The organism is Bombella sp. ESL0385 (assembly GCF_009725755.1).
GTDB lineage: Bacteria > Pseudomonadota > Alphaproteobacteria > Acetobacterales > Acetobacteraceae > Bombella > Bombella pollinis.
Genome location: NZ_WNIJ01000001.1, coordinates 707,463 through 727,182 on the forward strand (window position 1 = coordinate 707,463; position 19,720 = coordinate 727,182).

18 protein-coding genes are annotated in these 19,720 nt (G+C 52.7%); 15 read left to right on the forward strand and 3 right to left on the reverse strand.

Annotation, left to right across the window (positions count from 1 at the left end; all coding sequences use genetic code 11):
* Positions 1-83: 83 nt before the first annotated feature.
* On the forward strand, positions 84-2,561 hold the full coding sequence (locus GM557_RS03235; protein ID WP_370513416.1) for a TonB-dependent receptor: 2,478 nt from the start codon (positions 84-86) through the stop codon (positions 2,559-2,561).
* Between the two features lie 43 nt (positions 2,562-2,604).
* Here GM557_RS03235 and GM557_RS03240 read toward each other — a convergent pair whose 3' ends face one another.
* Positions 2,605-3,480 (reverse strand): ATP-binding protein, encoded by an 876-nt coding sequence (locus tag GM557_RS03240; protein ID WP_155572936.1) that lies wholly within the window; start codon positions 3,478-3,480, stop codon positions 2,605-2,607.
* An 88-nt stretch (positions 3,481-3,568) separates the two neighbouring features.
* Between GM557_RS03240 and yajC the strand changes: the two genes are divergently transcribed.
* Positions 3,569-3,919 carry a preprotein translocase subunit YajC gene (gene yajC / locus GM557_RS03245; RefSeq protein ID WP_099026118.1) on the forward strand — a complete coding sequence of 117 codons (351 nt, stop codon included), beginning with the start codon at positions 3,569-3,571 and terminating at the stop codon, positions 3,917-3,919.
* A gap of 83 nt (positions 3,920-4,002) precedes the next feature.
* Here the strand turns inward: yajC and GM557_RS03250 are convergent, their stop codons facing one another.
* Positions 4,003-4,611, reverse strand: coding sequence for a superoxide dismutase (locus GM557_RS03250; RefSeq protein WP_155572937.1), 609 nt, complete (start codon positions 4,609-4,611; stop codon positions 4,003-4,005).
* A gap of 212 nt (positions 4,612-4,823) precedes the next feature.
* Positions 4,824-5,432: an NYN domain-containing protein gene (locus GM557_RS03255; protein ID WP_099026116.1), complete on the reverse strand. Its 609-nt coding sequence runs from the start codon at positions 5,430-5,432 to the stop codon at positions 4,824-4,826.
* 367 nt (positions 5,433-5,799) lie between these two features.
* Between GM557_RS03255 and rpoZ the strand changes: the two genes are divergently transcribed.
* The 13 genes from rpoZ to bamA all read left to right on the forward strand — a co-directional run bounded on the left by rpoZ (position 5,800) and on the right by bamA (position 19,670).
* Complete coding sequence (gene rpoZ / locus GM557_RS03260; protein ID WP_155572938.1) at positions 5,800-6,165, forward strand: DNA-directed RNA polymerase subunit omega; 366 nt, start codon at positions 5,800-5,802, stop codon at positions 6,163-6,165.
* Positions 6,166-6,277: 112 nt separating this feature from the next.
* Positions 6,278-8,584, forward strand: a complete 2,307-nt coding sequence (locus GM557_RS03265; RefSeq protein ID WP_155573488.1) for a bifunctional (p)ppGpp synthetase/guanosine-3',5'-bis(diphosphate) 3'-pyrophosphohydrolase — start codon at positions 6,278-6,280, stop codon at positions 8,582-8,584.
* A gap of 5 nt (positions 8,585-8,589) precedes the next feature.
* Positions 8,590-9,021, forward strand: a complete 432-nt coding sequence (gene acpS / locus GM557_RS03270; protein ID WP_155572939.1) for a holo-ACP synthase — start codon at positions 8,590-8,592, stop codon at positions 9,019-9,021.
* Positions 9,022-9,088: 67 nt separating this feature from the next.
* On the forward strand, positions 9,089-9,928 hold the full coding sequence (lepB, locus tag GM557_RS03275; protein ID WP_155572940.1) for a signal peptidase I: 840 nt from the start codon (positions 9,089-9,091) through the stop codon (positions 9,926-9,928).
* Positions 9,928-10,680 (forward strand): ribonuclease III, encoded by a 753-nt coding sequence (rnc, locus tag GM557_RS03280; RefSeq protein WP_155572941.1) that lies wholly within the window; start codon positions 9,928-9,930, stop codon positions 10,678-10,680. Before lepB ends, rnc begins: the two co-directional genes overlap by 1 nt.
* Positions 10,673-11,614, forward strand: coding sequence for a GTPase Era (gene era, locus GM557_RS03285; RefSeq protein ID WP_155572942.1), 942 nt, complete (start codon positions 10,673-10,675; stop codon positions 11,612-11,614). Before rnc ends, era begins: the two co-directional genes overlap by 8 nt.
* A 94-nt stretch (positions 11,615-11,708) precedes the next feature.
* The gene (pyrH, locus tag GM557_RS03290) at positions 11,709-12,446 is read left to right on the forward strand and encodes a UMP kinase (RefSeq protein ID WP_155572943.1); all 738 of its coding nucleotides are present in this window, start codon (positions 11,709-11,711) and stop codon (positions 12,444-12,446) included.
* Positions 12,447-12,497: 51 nt separating this feature from the next.
* On the forward strand, positions 12,498-13,064 hold the full coding sequence (gene frr, locus GM557_RS03295) for a ribosome recycling factor (protein ID WP_099026109.1): 567 nt from the start codon (positions 12,498-12,500) through the stop codon (positions 13,062-13,064).
* A 68-nt stretch (positions 13,065-13,132) separates the two neighbouring features.
* Positions 13,133-13,819, forward strand: a complete 687-nt coding sequence (uppS, locus tag GM557_RS03300; protein ID WP_155573489.1) for a polyprenyl diphosphate synthase — start codon at positions 13,133-13,135, stop codon at positions 13,817-13,819.
* Entirely contained in the window at positions 13,816-14,583 is a 768-nt protein-coding gene (locus tag GM557_RS03305; protein ID WP_155572944.1) for a phosphatidate cytidylyltransferase, read from the forward strand. The genes uppS and GM557_RS03305 overlap by 4 nt, the downstream gene beginning before the upstream one ends.
* 89 nt (positions 14,584-14,672) lie before the next feature.
* Positions 14,673-15,848, forward strand: coding sequence for a 1-deoxy-D-xylulose-5-phosphate reductoisomerase (gene dxr / locus GM557_RS03310; RefSeq protein ID WP_155572945.1), 1,176 nt, complete (start codon positions 14,673-14,675; stop codon positions 15,846-15,848).
* Positions 15,848-16,936 carry an RIP metalloprotease RseP gene (gene rseP, locus GM557_RS03315; protein WP_230873252.1) on the forward strand — a complete coding sequence of 363 codons (1,089 nt, stop codon included), beginning with the start codon at positions 15,848-15,850 and terminating at the stop codon, positions 16,934-16,936. The genes dxr and rseP overlap by 1 nt, the downstream gene beginning before the upstream one ends.
* A gap of 226 nt (positions 16,937-17,162) precedes the next feature.
* Positions 17,163-19,670, forward strand: a complete 2,508-nt coding sequence (gene bamA, locus GM557_RS03320) for an outer membrane protein assembly factor BamA (protein WP_155572946.1) — start codon at positions 17,163-17,165, stop codon at positions 19,668-19,670.
* Positions 19,671-19,720 lie beyond the last annotated feature (50 nt).

Genomic DNA, 19,720 nt, shown 5'->3' on the forward strand with positions numbered 1-19,720 from the left:
TTATGAAAGGATAATCATCGGTTATTCTGTAACAGTGTGTGGCTAGTTTATCACCATTGGAATATGCGAGGGATTTGAGCATAGTGCGCCGTCATCTTCTTTTATCGTCTGTTGTGATGTCTGTTGGCTTGGGGGGCGCGTCTGCTTTTGCACAGACAAAGCCGCAGAAGCCTGCTTTAGCACATGGAACAGCAGGCAAGAAGCTGGCGTCCTCTATGGCTGCGCATCCGGCAAAGAAGGGGGCTGCGCCTGCCCAGCAGGCGGGGGTTCATGCTGCTCCAGCTCATCATAAGCCGAAATATGTTTCCGCAAAAGGCGTGCAGACGCTCTCTGTTCATGCAGGGCATGTTAGCCGCGCGGCAGAGATGGTGGTGCCGAAAAGCGTGATGAAGCAATATGTCCCCGGTACCAGCCCGTATAAGGCGTTGGACCGTATGCCGGGGGTTAGTTTTACCTCGACTGACCCTTTCGGTGTGGATAGTTTTGGGGCCAATCTTTACGTCCGTGGTTTCTTTATGAATCAGCTAGGCGTAACGCTTGATGGCATCCCGCTAAATGACCAGACCTATCAATCGGTTAATGGGTTGAGCTTGGCCTCTGCTATCATCCCTGATGATATTGATAGCATCACTATGTCCCAAGGTGGGGGTGGGGTGGATGTCCCCTCGACCAACACGCTGGGCGGGACAATTCGTTTTACCTCAAGCGACCCGGCCGATAAATTGGGGGGGAAGGTTAGCCAAGCTTTTGGGAGCTATGGCTCCTATCGGACTTATGCTCGGTTTGATTCTGGACGGCTGAATGAGTCGGGGACGAAGTTTTACACCTCTTATGCGCGTACAGATGAGGGAATGTGGGAAGGGAAGGGTGATCAGTTCCTCCAACAAGTGAATGCGAAGTTAGTGCAACCTGTTGGTGAGCGTAGCAAAATCTCTGCTTTTTTTGACTGGACAGACCTGCAACAGCAAAATTACCCAGACCTCTCTTTGGGGATGATTCATAATCTGGGATGGCGTGTGCCTCATCTCTATCCTGATTACAAAAAAGCCTATCAATGGGCGCAGCAATGCAATAGTAGCCCGAATAATTTTCTCGCTTATCCGGGGTCTAATGGGCAGGTCAATGCGTGCCAAATGCCGTATTATGACGGGGGGCAGCGTGAGACGAACTTTTTAGGTGGGTTGAACTTCGATTTCGCATTAACTGACCATCTCACATGGCACACAACTGTTTATGGGCATGGGCAGTCGGGTAATTATAGTTACACAGCCGCCGCCTCTGCTGCTTCGACCGACCCGGACCTCCAAGTAGCAACACCTAATGGTGTACCGCTTTATCAAGAGGTGTGGAAGAATAGCCAGCAGCGTTTTGGGGTTAATAGTAGCCTGCAATATCGTATTGCTCATCATAAAATTGAGACCGGTATTTGGTATGAGAATAATAACCAAACAGCAGGTTTATATAATTACCTAGAGCCAGAATTAGGGGCGGGGAATCCTGTTAAAGCCGTTGGGCCATATAATGTGTATGGCCCAGCTGACCGGGTATATAACTTCCGCTGGCGTACCAATGTGGTGCAGACGCATCTACAGGATATTTATAGCATCACGCGTAATTTGACGCTGACAGCGGGCTTCCGTTCTCTTATCTCCCAGACATCTGGTGGTGGGCATGAGAATGATAATTCATGGGCTGCGCTGGATGCAGGGGGGCTGCCTGCTGGCTCCTTACATGCGACAGGGGCATTTTTGCCGCATTTCAATCTTGATTGGCGGGTGAATCGCCATCATGAGTTCTATATTGATGTCTCTAAGAATATGCGTGCTTATGAGGTCTCCGGTACAGGGGTGGCAAACTCCCTCTTTTCCGTCCCGAATCAGCAGGAGTTCCTACGGCAAAAGGCGCAGAGCAAGCCTGCAAGAGCATGGACCTATCTAGGGGGGTATCGTTTTACGACCTCCATTGTGCAGCTAGATGCTACCGTTTATCACTCCACCTTAATGCACGAGCTTCTCGCTGGGGCACGCGGGACGATGTTTAACCCGATCTCTGAGGAGTTTGACTTCGGGCGTATCTCTATGACGGGGGCGAATGGGAGTATTGCCATCCGTCCATTGCCGGGCTTGGTGATTACCAATACGCTTAGCTATAATAGGGGGCGATATGAGCGTAATATTACCTCTAGCGCGGGGAATTATTATCCGCTCAAAGGTAAGAGCATCGCTAATTACCCAACATGGATGTATAAAGCCTCTATTGCCTATACATGGCATGGATTGAACGCGCATCTTGATGCGAATTATTTCGGCCGGCGTTATTATAGCTTTATGAATGATACCTCTATTGGTGGTTATTGGCTGGCCAATACAGGGGCTAGCTATACGTTTAAGAAACTGGCTGGCGTGCGTGATGTTACAGTGAGTTTTAACGTCTATAACCTCTTAAATACAAAATATATTGCCATGATGGGTGAGAATAATAACCCACCTGTAGGGGATTATCAGTCCCTAGAGCGTGGGGCCACGCGGGAATATTTCGGGACGATTAGCGCAGCGTTTTAAGGGGAAGGTCCAGCCTGTATTATGAGAGGCTGGACCGATTGTGCTAGCGTTGTGCTGTTGCAAGCTCTGCAGCAAGGGCGGTTATAAACTGAGCGGCGACCCGGCCAGAGCGGCTTCCTCGTTGGATAGCCCATTGGAGGGCACGGCGGTGGAGGTCCTCCTGAGCGATGGGGAGGTGCCTTTCTGCGGCATAAGCATCAATGATGCTGAGATAATGCTCCTGCGTTGCCCCATACAGGCCAATCCAGAGGCCGAAGCGGTCGGAGAGGGAGAGTTTTTCCTCAATCGCTTCCCCCGGATTGATGGCATCTCCGGCTTCATTATCAATCATATGACGAGGCATGAGATGGCGGCGGTTAGAGGTTGCATAGACCAATACATGCTCTGGCCTGCCTGCAATGCCACCATCTAGGATGGATTTGAGCGATTTATAATCGGCATCTTGTGCCTCAAAGGAGAGGTCATCACAAAAGAGGATGACCCGGCGGGTGCTACAGCGCAATAGGGCGAGAAGCTGCGGGAGAGTGTGGAGGTCATCGCGGGGGATTTCGATGAGGGCGAGGGGAGGCTGGCCTGCCTTGCGCTGCTCCTCATTCACCCGGAGAAGGCAAGCTTTGACGAGGGAGGATTTCCCCATCCCGCGCGCACCCCATAGCATGACATTATTTGCCGCTAAGCCTTGGGCAAAAAAGCGCGTATTGGCCAGCACTTTTTGCATTTGCTGGTCGATCCCTTTTAACAAAGAGAGTGGGACGGTCTGCATAGCTTTAAGTGGTTGTAGGTTGGCTGTTGTGCCTTGCCAGAGGAAGATGTCGCTGCGTTCATCCTCTAATACGGCAGGGTCTGCTGGGGGTGGGGCGATGCGCTCCAAACTCTCGGCGATGCGGGTTAAAAGGGGGAGGAATGCAGCGGAAGGCATGGTCTTTTCCTAGAATGAAGGTTGACGTGTGGTGTCGGCACTATATGGTCGCCAAGCGTTTCTCCCTAAGATGGAACTAAACTGACTTATGAACAATCTTCTTTTCTCTACAGCCTATGCGGCTGATGCAGCAGCTAGCCCGTTTAGTGCAGCGGGATTGGTGCAATTTGCTCCAATCCTTTTGGTGTGTGTTGTGTTCTATTTCTTGCTGATTCGCCCTCAGCAAAAACGCCAGCAGAAGCTGCGTGAGGAGCAAAGCAATTTGCGCCGTGGTGACCGCATCGTGACCTCGGGCGGCATTGTGGGGACTGTGCAAGCAACCCGTGATGATTCGCAGGAAGTGGATGTGGAGATTGCCCCCGGTGTGAAGGTGAAGGTCATCCGCAGCACGATTAACACCGTCCTTTCACGCGAAGGCAAAGCGGCTAACGATTCATAATCGTTATAAACGATGCCCTAAAGAACCCCCGCCACGAGTAATCATGGCGGGGTTTCTTTTATAGATGCCGTGGGGCAGGAGGTTTAGGCCCCTTTAAGGCAGGCCTCGGCATAGTCGTAATTAGCGAGCTTATCGAGGAAGTTTGTCACATAATCAGGGCGGCGATTGCGGAAGTCCAGATAATAGGAATGTTCCCACACATCTAGCCCAAGGAGTGTACGCCCTTCATCCTCGGAGAGGGGGTTGGCGGCATTAGCGGTTTTGGTAACCTTCAGCTTGCCATCAGAGCCTAAAACCAGCCACGCCCAGCCGGAGCCGAACTGCGTTGTTGCGGCTTGTTTAAAGGCGGCCTTAAAAGCATCGACAGAGCCGAAATCCTCAACCAGCTTCTTCTCTAACGCACCGGGGATGCGCCCGCCTTTAGGGCTGAGGCAGTTCCAGAAGATGATGTGGTTCCAATGCTGGCCAGCATTATTAAAGACTGGGGTGAGGGCGGAATCTGTATGGGAGAGGGCGATAATTTCCTCAAGGGATTTACCAGCAAGTTCTGGTTTACTTTCAATAAACCCATTAAGGGCCGTAACATAGGCTTGATGATGTTTACCGTGATGCAGCTCCAGCGTTTCTTGGCACATGCCAGCAGCAGCCAAAGCATTTTCCGCATAGGGGAGTTTGGGGAGCTCAAAAGCCATTGTGAATCTTCCTTACTTATAGGAGAGGGGAGGCACGGAGTACCGACCCCCTCATGACGTCCCTTTAGCTATGGCGGCGGTGCGGGAACGTCAAGGGAGCGAGAGGAGAGATGGGCAAAAAAAGAGTAAAATGGTCCAAATAATCTTATAATTGAGAAATCGTATCAAAAAAGCCCCGCTCTAGCAGGGCGGGGCTTTTAGGGAGGGGAGAATTATTCCCCATCATCATAATCATCATCGACATCAGCAGGATGACGAATAGGCGGGCGGGAGCGGTTATCGGCATTGCGGCGGGTGAAATGATGGGCAATATCCGCCAACTCTACAAAATGGTCGGTCTGGCGGCGGAGGTCATCACCAATCATTGGGGGGGTGGTTTTAACGGAGGAGATGACTGTCACACGGACACCACAAGCTTGCACCGCCTCTACAGCACGGCGAAGGTCGGAATCGCCACTGATGATGACGATGTGGTCCAACCGTGGGGCCTGCTCGATAAGGTCCACAGCCAGCTCGACATTCATATTCCCTTTGATGCGGCGTTGGCCAGATTGGTTGGTGAACTCCCGTGCTGTTTTAGTGACGAGATGGTAGCCATTATAAGCAAGCCAATCTGTCAAGGGGCGTAGGGGGGAGTAATCCTCTGTCTCTGGCATAGCAGCGTAATAAAAGGCGCGTTGAAAGGCTGATTGCTGCTCAAACAAATCCCGCAGTGCTAGGAAGTCCACCTCAAAGCCAAGATTGCGGGCTGCATGGTGGAGGCTGGCCCCGTTGATGAAAAGTGACGTGCGATCGTTTTTGCGTAGCAGAAGGTTAGACATATAGCTCACTATAGGATTTTAAGTTGATGGGGTTATGCTAGGAGGAACGTCCTGTTTGCTCAGGTTTAGACCGTCAAATACTCTTGGCTTATGTGGTGGTAAACACCTTTTTCTTTCCCTGCTCCATAAATGGCTTTTGTGATGATGTAGCATCATCTGTGGTAAAGGCATGCCGCATGGAGGACAGGACAGCCCCTATGCCCCTTCTTACAGCTTTACGTTGCATCAATAAAGAGATTTATGATAGTTGCTCGCACAGATTGTGCGATAGGTGGGTGTGATGCCATTCTTTTCGTGCTAGGCTGGGGCGGCTTTGCGAGAGAGCAAAGTCTGCTCGGTGTGATATTACAGGGGGAGAGCCAGTTTTATGGCACGTGTGACCGTAGAGGATTGCATTGAGAAGGTTTCAAACCGTTTTGACCTCGTATTGCTGGCTGCTCAGCGGGCGCGTGGTCTCTCCCGTGGGGAGGAGTTACAGGTCCCACGCGATAATGATAAAAATACTGTTGTAGCCCTGCGTGAAATTGCGGAGGACCATGTCAGCCTTGAAGGGCTGAAGAATGGGATTGTCCGCTCCATGGGCCATCAGCCAGAAGTTGAGCCTTCGGATGAGGAAGTGCTAGATTTGATCCCAACAGACCAGAATATCTTTGGTTTGCAGGATGTCTCCGCTGAGGAAGAAGCCGCTAATATGGCTGCTGATGAAGCTGGTTCTGGCCGGAGACGTCGCTAATCTTTAAAAGACCGCCTCCTCTGTAAGCGGGGGAGGGGGTTGTTCTCGCACTGTTCTCCCAATTAGGGGGCTAGCGGGATGGAATGGAGGCGGGGTCGTGGGTGGTGAGTCGTTGCTTTCATCTGGAGGTTCAGAGGGAAAAACGGGTGAGACGGCCAACCCCGCGCCTAAAGACTTTTATCCGCCTATTCATGGTCTGTTAGAGCGTATTCGGCAATATGATGCTTATGCCGACCTTGCCCAGATAGAAAAAGCCTATGACCTAGCGGCAAAAGCACATGAGGGGCAATGCCGTGATAATGGCGACCCTTACATCACGCACCCTATCGCCGTAGCGAATATTTTGGCGGGGTTTCATATGGACCCTGTCTCCATCATGGTGGGTTTGCTCCATGATACGGTGGAGGATACGGGCGTTACGCTGGAGAGCTTAACGCAGCAATTTGGTAAAGATGTTGCTGCTATTGTGGATGGCGTAACCAAGCTTACGCGTTTGGAGCTGCAATCCGACCGGACAAAACAAGCAGAGAACTTCCGTAAGCTCGTTTTGGCGATGTCGCGCGATATTCGTGTCCTCATCGTCAAATTGGCCGATAGGCTGCATAATATGCGGACCTTGCATTATGTGCAGCGGACGGATCGCCGCCAGCGTATTGCGCGTGAGACGTTGGATATTTACGCTCCCCTTGCCGAGCGCATCGGTATGGACCGCGTTAAGACAGAATTGCAGGATGTCGCTTTTGCGAATCTGGAGCCTGATGCTGATGCGACTATTCGCGCCCGGTTGAATTATCTGCGTGGCCAAGGCGCGGATATGATTGAGCAAATACGTTGTGAGTTGCTCACTCTTTGTAAAGAAGCTGGGGTAGAGGGGGCGGAGGTTGTTGGCCGAGAAAAGACGCCTTATTCCATCTGGGAGAAGATGAAGCGGCGTAATGTCGCCTTTGAGCAGCTCTCGGATATTATGGCCTTTCGTATCCTCGTGCCTACGCGGGAGGCATGTTATGCGGCCCTGGGGGCTGTGCATGGGGCTTACCCGATGATTGCCGGGCGGTTTAAGGATTATATCTCCACGCCGAAAACAAACGGTTATCAATCCTTGCATACAGGGGTGACGCTTTACCGCCCTCATAGCCAAAAGATTGAAGTGCAAATCCGCACGCCAGAGATGCACGACCTTGCCGAAAATGGCGTGGCCTCGCATTGGAGCTATAAAGATGGCTCTAACCCGAGTGAATATGAAACGGCTGTCTTGTCTGAGACCTTCGGGGCTTACACGCGTAAGCTGCGTTGGGTGCAAGATTTGTTGGATATTTTGGAGGATAGCCAAGGCCCTGATGAGTTCTTAGAGAATACGAAGTTAGAGCTTTATCAAGACCAAGTCTTTTGCTTTACCCCCAAAGGGCAGCTTATCTCTCTCCCGCGTGGGGCGACCCCGGTGGATTTTGCCTATGCGGTGCATAGCCAGATAGGGGATCGCTGCGTTGGGGCTAAGGTGAATGGTAGGCTCGTCCCGCTAAAGCATATTTTGCAAAATGGGGACCAAATCGACATCATGACCGCACGGGGGGGCACACCTTCACCCTCGTGGGAGCGGTTTGTCGTTACCGGCAAAGCGCGGGCGCGTGTACGGCGGTTTGTTGCTCTCCAACAGCGGCAGAATAATGTAGAAAATGGCCGTGGTGCGGTGGCGCGGGCCTTCCGTCAAAAAGGGGTGGATGGCTCTGAAAAGGTGTTGGAGGGTATTTTAGGCACCTTAAAGCAGAATAGCCTTACAGATTTATACGGGGCTGTTGGGGCGGGTCATATAGACCCGAAAGATGTTGTTGGGGCGGCATATCCCGAGCTTTCCCGCCAAGGGCGCGCCCCGCGGATTGTCCCCGGCTTATCTCCGCGTTTGGAGGAGCGGTTAGGCCAGCGGCCTGCACCACCCAAACCCCTTAATAGCCATGATAGCCCCTTGATTGAGGGCATCGGGAGTGGGATTGAGATTAATTTCGCGGGGTGTTGTCGCCCTCTGCCGGGGGACCGGATTGTCGGGATTATTGCGCCCTCAAAAGGGGTGACGGTGCATCGGCGGAAATGTCATAATCTCAGCATGTTCTCCGACATGCCGGAGCGTTTTTTGGAGATTTCGTGGAGCGATGAGGCTATGGGGCGTGTCGGGCGGGATGCCCCCCGCTATATGGCGCGGCTCTCTGTTGTGGCAGGGAGTGACCCGGCTGTTCTTGCGGCTCTTACCAATCTCGCAACGCGGCATGAGGCGAGTGTGGTGAATTTGCGGATTGTGAATCGTCAGCTCGATTTTATGGAGATTTTGGTGGATTTGGAGGTCCGTAATAAAGGCCATCTTGCCACGGTATTAGCGAGTTTCCGCTCCGAGAAAGGCGTCCTCCAAGCAGAGCGGACGAAGGGATAACCCGTATGATTTTGGGCATTGGGGTGGATGTCTGCGCCATAGCGCGGATAGAGGGAGCCTTGGCGCGGCATGGGGAGGCGTTTTTGCAGCGTGTTTTTACGCCAGCGGAGCAATCTTACATACGCAGCCTCGCCCCTACGGCCCAAGCGGGGGCTTGTGCCAAGCGTTGGGCAGCAAAGGAGGCTTGTGCTAAAGCTTTGGGGACAGGCTTTGCCGAGGGCGTGCAGATGCAGGATATAGCCGTGGAGCGTAACGCGAAGGGTGCGCCGCTTATGAGTCTCTCTGGTAAGGCTGCGGCTCTTTTGCAAAAGCGTACGCCAGCGGGTCATTATGCTGAGATTTTGGTGAGTATGAGTGATGATGCCCCTCTCGCAATGGCACAGGTTTTGATACAGCTTGTCCCTATAGGTGATGTAGAGAAAAGCGCAGCACGGTAAATTAACGCATGACCCCACAGGCCAAGCAGGCTATGCCGGGTGGGTTAGATTTAGGATATAGAGAGATATGAGCGCAGAGACACCATTAGAGCCATCAGAGCAGAAGGAGAGCCTTGGGGCCTCTATTCGGCAGATTATTTTATGGATTGTGCTGATTGTGGCTGTGCGGTCTTTATTGGTGGAGCCTTTTAATATTCCCTCCGCCTCGATGGTGCCTACTCTGCAAGTGGGGGATTTTGTTGCTGTCTCTAAGATGAGCTACGGCTATTCCCGCTATTCCTTCCCGATGTCGCCTTCTTTCATCTCTGGGCGTTATTTTGCCAGTATGCCTCATCGTGGGGATGTGGCGGTGTTCCGTTATACGCAGAATACCTCCATTGATTATATCAAGCGTATTGTTGGCTTGCCGGGGGACCGGATTCGTATGGAGGAGGGGCGGCTCTTCATCAATGGGCAGGCCGTGCCAAGGCAGGATAAAGGCCCTTATAGCGTGCAGGATGAGCGTGGCTATGTGCTTTCTGGCACGCGTTATCGTGAGGTGATACCGCGGGAGGATGGTCGCGTTGTTGCGCATGATATTTTGAAAATGCGTGACCATGACCTCGCTAATAATACGCCGGAATATATCGTCCCGCAGGGCTGTCTTTTCGCTATGGGGGATGATCGAGATGATAGCTCTGATAGCCGCTTCCAAGGGGGGCGTGAGACAGGGGCGTGTGCGGCCCCACCGGGGAATGCGTATCTCAGCGATAGTAGCGGGCATGACCTCGGATTCGTCCCTGTAGGGAATCTGGTGGGTAAGGCGAAGGTTGTTCTTTTCTCTGTAGAGATGCGCCATCCAGCATGGCAATTTTGGTACTGGCCTGTGGAGATTCGGTGGGGCCGCTTTTTACACGGTATCGACTAATGATGACACGAGAGGACGCCGTTCGCCTTGTGGAAGCTAAGCTGAATCATCATTTTGAGGATTCAGCTCTGTTGCATGAAGCTTTGACCCATCGCTCTGCCGTGCCTCGGCGGGCAGGGCGGAATCGGGGACAGAAGAAGGACCAAAAGGGCGTAAAGAAGCCCCGTGGGCAAGGCTCTAATGAGCGGTTGGAGTTTATAGGTGACCGTGTTTTGGGCTTGCTCATGGCTGAATGGCTGTTTGAGCGGTACCCAGAGGAGCAAGAAGGGGCCTTAGGGGCGCGCCATGCACATTTGGTCTCACGCCCTGTTTTAGCCCGCATTGCGGAGCGGATTGAACTTTCTGAGGCTATACAAATTGCCCAACATGAGGAACATGCCGGGATTCGCGAGTTAGCGAGTGTCCTTGCCGATGGGATGGAGGCCCTTTTAGGGGCGTTATATCTTGATGCTGGGCTGGAGCCTGCACGGCATGTTGTCCGCCGCTTATGGGATAGGGATATTGAGCGGAGCGGCCAGCCGCATAAAGAGCCTAAAACGTTATTACAAGAGTTTTTGCTAGGCCGTGGGGAAGCTTTGCCGCATTATGAGCTGACGTCTGCTGAGGGGCCATCTCATGCGCCTGTATTTTGTGTGGAAGTGCATGCGCTAGGGCAGGTCGGTGTTGGGCAGGCAGGCAGTAAACGCGCGGCAGAAAGTGCTGCTGCAAAAGCGTTGTTAAAGCAGTTAGGACGGGAGGTGGACCATGACTGAGGCTTTTACCCATCCAGAGACATTATCCCCCGCTCATGATGGTGTGGCTCGTTGCGGGTTTGTGGCTCTAGTAGGGGCTCCTAATGCTGGTAAATCCACCTTGATGAATTATATCGTGGGGACCAAGCTTTCCATCGTTAGCCCTAAAGCACAGACGACACGCTTTCGGACTTTAGGCATTGTCATGCGTGGGGCAGCGCAGATTGTGTTTGTGGATTTGCCGGGGATTTTTAAACCCCGTCGGCGGTTGGACCGCGCGATGGTAAAAGCGGCTTGGAGCGGTGTGCAAGATGCTGATTTAAGCCTTTTATTGATTGATAGCCGCATTGGTTTGACGGATGAAATCCGCGACATCATCACCACGCTAAAGGAAAGCAAACGTCCTGTCTGGTTGGTGCTGAATAAAACCGACCTCATCGCCCATGATCAGCTTCTCCCCCTGACTAAAGCCGTTACGGATTTGCTGCGGGTGGAGGAGGTGTATATGGTCAGTGCGCGCTCTGGTGACGGGGTGGATGGGTTGTTAGATGGGCTGGCCAAAGTCTTGCCTGCAGGGCCATACCATTATCCAGAGGATGACCTAACGGACCTGCCTGACCGTTTTCTTGCTGCTGAGATTGTGCGGGAGCAGGTGTTTTTACAGACCCATGAGGAGATTCCTTATCATGCCACTGTGGAGACGGAATCGTTTAAAGTGCGGCCTGATGGGTCAATCCGTATTGATGTAACAGTTTATGTCTCGCGGTCTGGTCATAAAGCGATTTTGATTGGCGAGCGCGGCCAGCGCATCCGGGAGATTGGGATGCGGGCGCGGAAGCAGCTATCAGGCTTGCTTGGCGCGCCGTGCCATCTTTTCCTGAATGTGAAGGAACGTGCAGCATGGGATGAAGAAACAGCCCGCCTCCGTGCCCTTGGTCTTGCTGAGCATAGCTGAGGGTTATGAGTTTTTCTTGTTTGCTGAGAGTTGGCTCTGTATGAGAGGGCTGACAAATATCCGGACACCCCTAAGCTAGAGAGCCCCTACGATTATGAGTTCCGCCCCACAAAACCCTTCCTTCCCTTATAAACGTGTTCTCCTCAAAGTGTCTGGTGAGGCCCTCATGGGCAAAGGGACAGCCGGTGTAGACCCGGAGATGGTGGATATGGTCGCGGCCGATATTGCCGCCGTGGTCGCGATGGGAGGGGAGGTGTGCCTTGTTGTTGGGGGCGGCAATATCTTTCGCGGGTTAGCCGCAGCAGCCAAGGGGATGGACCGCGTACAGGGCGATTATGCCGGGATGTTGGCAACGGTTATCAATGCGCTCATGTTGCAAAATGCGTTGGAGAAGCGCGAGGTTGAAACCCGCGTGATGACGGCTATTCATATGGCGTCTATCGCTGAGCCTTACATCCGGCGGCGTGCTTTGCGGCATATGGAGAAGGGGCGAGTTGTTATTTTCGCTGCGGGGACGGGTAATCCTTTCTTCACGACCGACACCGCCGCGGCGTTACGCGCAAATGAGATGGAGTGCGATGCCCTCTTTAAAGGGACGCAGGTTGATGGTGTTTACTCTGACGACCCACGCCGCAATCCTGAAGCCACGCGGTATGAGCAGCTTACCTATATGGATGCTTTAGCACGCAACCTGAAGGTTATGGACGCTGCCGCTGTGAGCCTTGCGCGAGAGAATACGCTGCCCATTATTGTTTTTAACATTCATGCACCGGGTGCCTTTGCTGCGGCGATGAAGGGGGAAGGACCCTTTACGCGCATTGTTGAAGGCTGAGGTAAGACGCGCTAAGCGCGTTTAAAAGAATGGTTTTTGAGGAAGCATGTTATGAGTACAGAATTAAACACCCTGTTAGATGACCTAAAACGCCGCATGGAAGGCGCGATAGAGAGTTTGCGGCGAGACCTCTCCGGCCTGCGTTCTGGTCGGGCTAGCCCTAATTTGTTGGAGCCGGTGCGGGTGGAGGTTTATGGCTCTGTTGTGCCGCTCTCGCAGGTTGGCTCTGTCGCTGTGCCAGAAGCGCGTATGCTAACAGTCTCCGTATGGGATGCTAGCGTTGTGTCCTCTGTTGAGAAAGCGATTCGCGATAGCGGGCTGGGGCTGAACCCTGCCGCTGAGGGTCAGACGATTCGTGTACCCATCCCTCAATTGACGGAAGAACGCCGCAATGAGATGGCCAAAGCCGCGGCACGCTATGCCGAAGGCGGACGTGTTGCTGTGCGTGGTGTCCGCCGTGATGGGATGGATAAAGCCAAAGGGCTAGAGAAGGATGGCGATATCAGCCAAGATGACCTGAAGGTCTGGACAGCTGCCATCCAAAAACTAACCGATGATTATATTGGCCGGGTTGATACGCTGCTTGCTGATAAAGAGCGTGATATTAAGCAGGTCTGATCGCTAGAGTCGTGGTGGCTTCTTCCCTCTCATCATCTGCTAAGGATGTTCCCGCCGTGCCGCGCCATATGGCTGTGATTATGGATGGTAATGGGCGTTGGGCGCAGCAGCGCGGCTTACCTACAGTGCAGGGCCACCGCGCTGGTGGGGAGGCTGTGCAGCGTTGTGTGCGGGCTGCCATACAAAATGGGGTGAAGTATCTCACCCTTTATGCTTTCTCCTCCGAGAATTGGCGGCGCTCTGGTGATGAGATCAAGGACCTTACCGGTCTGATGCAATTTTACTTGCGCCATCGCTTTAAGGAGCTGGATGAGCAAGGGGTACGGCTGCGGATTATTGGTGAGCCTGAGCGTTTTGGGGCAGCTTTTTGTAAAGAGTTACGCCGTGCGGAAGATAAAACCGCACAGAATACGCGGCTAACGCTAATTTTGGCTTTGTCTTACGGGGGGCGTGCAGAAATTGCCGCAAGTGCGCGCGCTTTGGCAGAGCAAGTAAAAGCCGGGACATTACAGCCAGAAGCGATTGATGAGGGCCGCTTTGCCTCCGCTTTGCAGACACATGATGTCCCAGACCCGGATATTGTGGTCCGTACAAGTGGAGAGGCACGCCTGTCCAACTTCCTCTTATGGCAGTCTGCCTATGCGGAACTGATTTTTCTTGATGTGTTCTGGCCGGATTTTAGCGAGGCTGATTTTGCAGAGGTTCTCCAGCATTATAAAAGCCGCCAACGGCGGTTTGGGGGACGGCCATCATGACGGAGCTGCAAAAGCGTATTCTCTCTAGCCTCGTTTTAGTGCCTATCGTGCTGTTTTGCTTATGGTCGGGCGGATGGGTGTACCGGGCATTAGTGCTTCTGGTTATGATTGGTCTGGTCTGGGAGGGTGAAAGCCTGCTCGGCCAACGGATGAAAACTCTGCGTGGTGTCTTGTTGATGTTATGGCCGCTTTGCGCGGGGTTGATCGCGATTAAGGGGCAATGGTTGGCTGTGGCGTCTTTGGTGGGGGCGAGTCTTTTGTTTGGTCTCCCCACTTGCGGGCCGGTGTTGGTCTCCATTTTTGGGGGGATTGCCCTTTTATGGCTGCGTAGTCGCCCAGAAGGCTTGTATGAGACACTCTTTGTCATATTTGCCGTGATTGCGAGTGATAGTTGCGCTTATGCGACAGGCCGTTTGATTGGCGGGCCTAAGCTTGCCCCAGCGATCTCCCCCGGTAAGACCATTTCTGGCTCTATCGGAGGGATTATAGGAGCTGTGGTGATGGGCGGGGTCATTGCTCATGCTGCGGGGGCGGGTTGGTCTGTTAGTGCCTGTCTTATGGGGGGCATTTTAGCCATTGCGGCCCAATGTGGGGACTTGATGGAAAGTGCCTTTAAGCGGCGTTTAGGGGTAAAGGACTCGGGTAAGCTGATTCCCGGTCATGGCGGGTTGCTAGATAGGCTAGATGCGCTGTTACTGGCAGCCCCCATTGCGGCGTTATGTGCTCTATGCAGCGGTCAGGCAGCCTTGTGGACACTATTTTAGACTTATTTCTTTAAGGATTTGGTGGGTGATCTGCTATAGGGCAGAGGCTTTTATGCGAGATGATGGAACAATTAAAGGAGAGGGTGTTTATGGGTGGAGGTTCTGAGCGGCGGCGGGTCAGCGTATTAGGCAGCACGGGCAGTATTGGTGTTTCTACCGTTGACCTTTTAAAAACGCAGGCAGAGTCCATCCAAGTGCGGGCTCTGGTAGGCGGGCGGAATGCGGCTCTTTTGGCAGAGCAAGCGCGTGCGTTAAATGCGGAGCTAGCCGTCTTAAATGATGAGAGCCATTATGCCGAGCTTAAAGAGCGTCTAGCCGGGACATCTACAAAGGTCGCAGCAGGGCGGCAAGCTGTGATTGAGGCAGGCGCGCTAGAGGCAGATTGGACCATGGCCGCCATCACAGGGGCGGCGGGTCTCGCCCCTACATTGGCAGCGGTGCAAAATGGGCATCAGGTCGCTTTAGCCAATAAAGAAGCCCTCGTTTGCGCGGGGGATGTCATGCTCAAGGCCGTGCGCGATGCCGGGGCAGAGTTGCTGCCGGTTGACTCCGAGCATAATGCGATTGTCCAATCCCTCGGCGGGGCGGATATGTCTTTAGTGGAGAAGATCGTCCTTACCGCTTCTGGCGGGCCATTCCGCCGGGCGAGCAAGGAGGAGATGGCCAAAGCCACGCCAGAGCAGGCTTTAAAGCATCCAACATGGTCTATGGGGGCGAAGATTACGATTGACTCAGCCTCTATGGCCAATAAAGGGTTAGAGGTCATTGAGGCCGCACGCCTCTTTTCGCTGCCGGAGCATCAGATAGATGTTCTGGTTCATCCGCAATCGGTCGTGCATGGGATGGTGTGTTTTCGGGATGGGAGCTTCGTAGCCCAGATGGGTACGGCTGATATGCGGATTCCCATCGCTCACACATTAGCGGCCCCTACGCGGATGGAGACAAAATGCGAGCGGTTGGATTTTGTAAAGCTTGGCCGGATGGAGTTTGAGGCCGTTGATGAGGACCGTTTCCGCCCTCTCGGTCTAGCTCGCCAAGTATTGCGAGCAGGCGGTGTGGCCCCAACGGTGTTCTCCGCCGCGAATGAGATTGCCGTTGAGGCGTTTTTAGCAGGGAAGATTCGTTTCCTCGGTATTGGCCAGCTTATTGAGGCAAGTTTGCAGGCTATGCCCGAGAATCCAGAGCCAACCTCTTTGGAGGATATTTATCATTGGGATGAACGTGGTCGCGTCCTCGCCCGTGAGCAAATGGAGCGTATGAGCTGATGATGCATACCGTATATACGGTTATTGCCGGGTTAGTCGTTTTTGGGATTGTCGTGTTCGTTCACGAGATGGGGCATTATTTGGCCGCGCGCTGGCGTGGGGTGCAGGTGGATGTATTCTCCATTGGTTTCGGCCCAGCTCTGACATCATGGCAGGACCGGGTAGGGACAAAATGGCAAATTAGCCTCTTGCCACTGGGGGGATATGTTAAGCTGCATGGCTTTGAGAAGCACCCTGATGCCCCCGCTGAGGAAGGCGATGAGAACGCCTTCAACCGCAAGTCCGTTCTCTCCCGTGCGCTTGTAACTGTCGCAGGGCCGGTGTTCAATTTCTTACTGACCATCATATTATTTGCTGTTTTGCTTTCATGCTTCGGCAAACCAGAGGCAAAGCCCGATATTGGTAGCCTCGCTGCTAATGGTGCCGCTAGCCGTGCGGGCTTAAAGTTGGGGGATGAGATTACCAAGCTGGATGGGCATCGTATCCTCAGCATTGGTGATATTCAGACGCAAGTAGCGGCTCATCCGGGGGCAGTGATGCAGGTCAGCGTGATGCGGGAGGGCAAAGAGCTAGAACTCCCCGTGACGTTGGATCGTCTCACACAAGATGGGCATGAGGTCGGCCGTTTAGGCGTGGGCTTTATGTTGAAGCATGGGGCACCTTTGCCTGTTTACAAGGCTATTCCCGCAGCGTTTGGGCAAACATGGGATATGTGCGCTAATATGCTGGAGGGCATTTGGCAGATTGTCAGTGGGCAGCGGAGCGCGAAGCAGCTCTCGGGGACGATAGGCATTATTCATATGTCCGGCCAAGCGGTGGACTATGGGGTGGCGAGCGCAGTTGGGTTTGTGGCACTTTTGTCGCTTAATTTAGGTTTGATTAATCTGTTCCCCGTGCCGATGCTTGATGGCGGGCATTTGCTGTTTTATGCCTGCGAGGCTGTCTTAGGTCGTCCTTTATCAGAACGGACACAAGGTTACGCGCTGCAATTTGGATTATTGCTCGTTGTGGCTCTTTTTGTCTATTCAACAGTGAATGATCTCAGGGGGTTGGGTGTTTTTCACTGGTTGTTTGCACATGGGGGTTGATTTTTGCCCCCTCAATGAGGGAAAAGACCATACTTGGGTAGCGTATTATAACTAAAATAAGTGGGTCTTTGGTCATTATATGGTTAAAGAGCTGCGGTGGGTTGCGCTATGCGTATAGGACTGTGTTGAGCGGCTTGCATCGGAATGATGTGGGATGGCTGTTCGTAGAACTTTGAGACGAGGAATACCGGTTTTGTCAGGATTGCGTACAAAAAGCTTTCGGCCAATGGCCGTTCGACTGGCTCTGCTGGCGTCTGTCTGTACGGCACCAACCCTGCTTAGTGCTGCACAGGCTGCGCCTCTGGGAGGTCATGGGCGTGGGGGGCATGCTCATCCCGTAGCGAATCAGGCCGAGCCGGGGGGGCTCGCCTTAGGGGGGATGATTCAGTCTATTGATGTTCGTGGGAATACGCGGATTGAGACCAGCACCGTCCTATCATATTTAGTGGTGCAGCCGGGCGATAGCTTTAACCGCGATGCTCTTAATCGCTCCTTAAAAACATTATACGCAACGGGTTTGTTTCGGGACGTTACTTTGCAGCGTCAAGGCAGCACGTTGATTGTCAATTTGGTAGAAAATCCGGTGGTGAATCGGATTGTTTTTGAGGGAAATCATACCCTCAAAGATGCTGATTTGAGAAAAGAGATTAGCTTGCGGACGCGTGCGGTCTTCTCAACACAAATTGTTGCCGCAGACCGTCAGAAGATTTTGAATATGTATGCTGCCCGTGCCCGCTACGGGGCAACGGTGGTCCCGCAAGTGATTCGGCTATCGCATAATCGTGTTGATGTCATTTTTAATATTAACGAAGCGCAGCAGACGCTAGTGCGGAAAATCTCCTTTGTGGGGAATAATACCTATAGTGAGGCTGTATTATCGCATGCGATCTCCTCCAAGGAATCTGCATGGTATCGCTTTTTCTCATCCTCTGATGAGTATAATCCAGAGCGCGTCCGGTATGATGCAGAGCTGTTAAGGCGGTTCTATTTGCATAATGGTTTTGTGGATTTTCATCTTGTTGATTCCACAGGCGAGTTATCACCGGATCATAAGAGTTTCTATATCACCTTCACGATCCATGAGGGACCACGTTATAAGCTGAATAAGATTGGCGTGCGCTCTAATGTGCATCATGTCACCCCAGAGATGGTGAAGAAGCATATCGAGGTTTATAAAAACCAGTATTATGACGGCACAGCCGTGCAAGATAATGCGACCGATATGCAGGAATGGTTGCAGGCAAACGGTCATCCCTTCGCGATGGTCCGTCCAGAGATTGCACGCAACCCAGAAAAGAAGGTGGTTGACCTCCTTTTTGATATTGTGGAAGGTCCACATGTTTATGTGGAGCGGATTGATATCAACGGCAATACTGTCACGCGTGACCATGTCATCCGCCGTAATCTGCCTATGGTCGAGGGGGATGCTTATACGCCCTTCAACCGCAAATATACAAAGATGGCCCTGCAAGATATGGGCTATTTTAGCAGTACAAATGTGGATCAAAGCCAAGGCTCTGCTCCAGATAAGGTTAATGTCAGTGCTAATGTGGTGGAGAAGCCAACAGGGGAGTTCTCCCTTGGTGGTGGGTACTCGACAGATGCCGGTGTGATGGGGAATGTGGGCCTCAAGCAGCATAACCTTTTAGGGACAGGTGTGGATGCTGGGTTCTCCGGTACGGTTGCGTATTACGAGAAGCAGGCGGATTTGTCTTTTACAGACCCTTACTTTTTAGGGCGTAACTTTGTTGCTGGGTTTGATATTTATACGGTTCAGAATAATTATCAAACGTATCAGAGCTATAATGAGGGGCAGTATGGTGCCTCTATCCGTCTAGGCTACGCTTATAACCGCTATCTTTCCCAATCGTGGACTTACACGGTGGTGGATCGTCATGTGGGTAATGGCGTGCCGAATCAAGATTATGCAGGGTGGCAGGATGATACGCCTTCTGTCTATGTGCGTAATGCGGCGGGTTGGTCTCTGCTATCGCAGATTGGTACTACGATTACATATGATCGGCGCGATAACCGCATGAACCCACGCTCTGGTTATGTTGTGAGCGCGGGCGGGGAGTTTGCTGGCTTAGGGGGTAATGAGAAATATTACCGCGTAAAGGCAAATGGTGCGTATTATGTACCGTTGGATGATTTGACAGGAACCCATAATTGGGGCCTCCAATTTAAAGGTGGCGTGGGTTACATGCATGACTGGAGCTCTAGCGGGGATAGAAACATCGTTGATAACTTCTATCTCGGTGGTGAGAATCTGCGCGGCTTCCTGCAAGGTGGTGTGGGGCCGCGTAGCTCCCACTATCCTGCCCCCTGTCATCCAACCGCAGCGAATAATACGCTCGCACAAGCGCGTAATGGTTATTGCCCCGGTGCTGGGCAGGATGACCTGTTAGGGGGTACTTTCATGTACACAGCCTCAGCGCAGGTGAACTTCCCGCTGCCATTTGGCGAGAGTCTCGGTATTTCTGGGCGTGGCTTTATTGACGCAGGTAGCCTCTCTGGCAAGCGCGTGAAGGACCGTAGCCATTATCGTAATTTTAATGACCCCTATTATACGCCAATCGGTGGTAGCACGATGACGCCGCGTGTCTCTGGTGGTTTGGGGATTTCATGGAAAAGTCCTTTCGGATTGGTTAATATTGATGGTGCTGTGCCGATTCGGCGTGAGAGAGGGGACCGCCTGTATCCAATTCGCTTTGGCTTTGGGCAGCAATTTTAAAATCTGTTGAGCAGTCTTTTCGTTACGCTAGGACTTTTTGGATAAGAGGG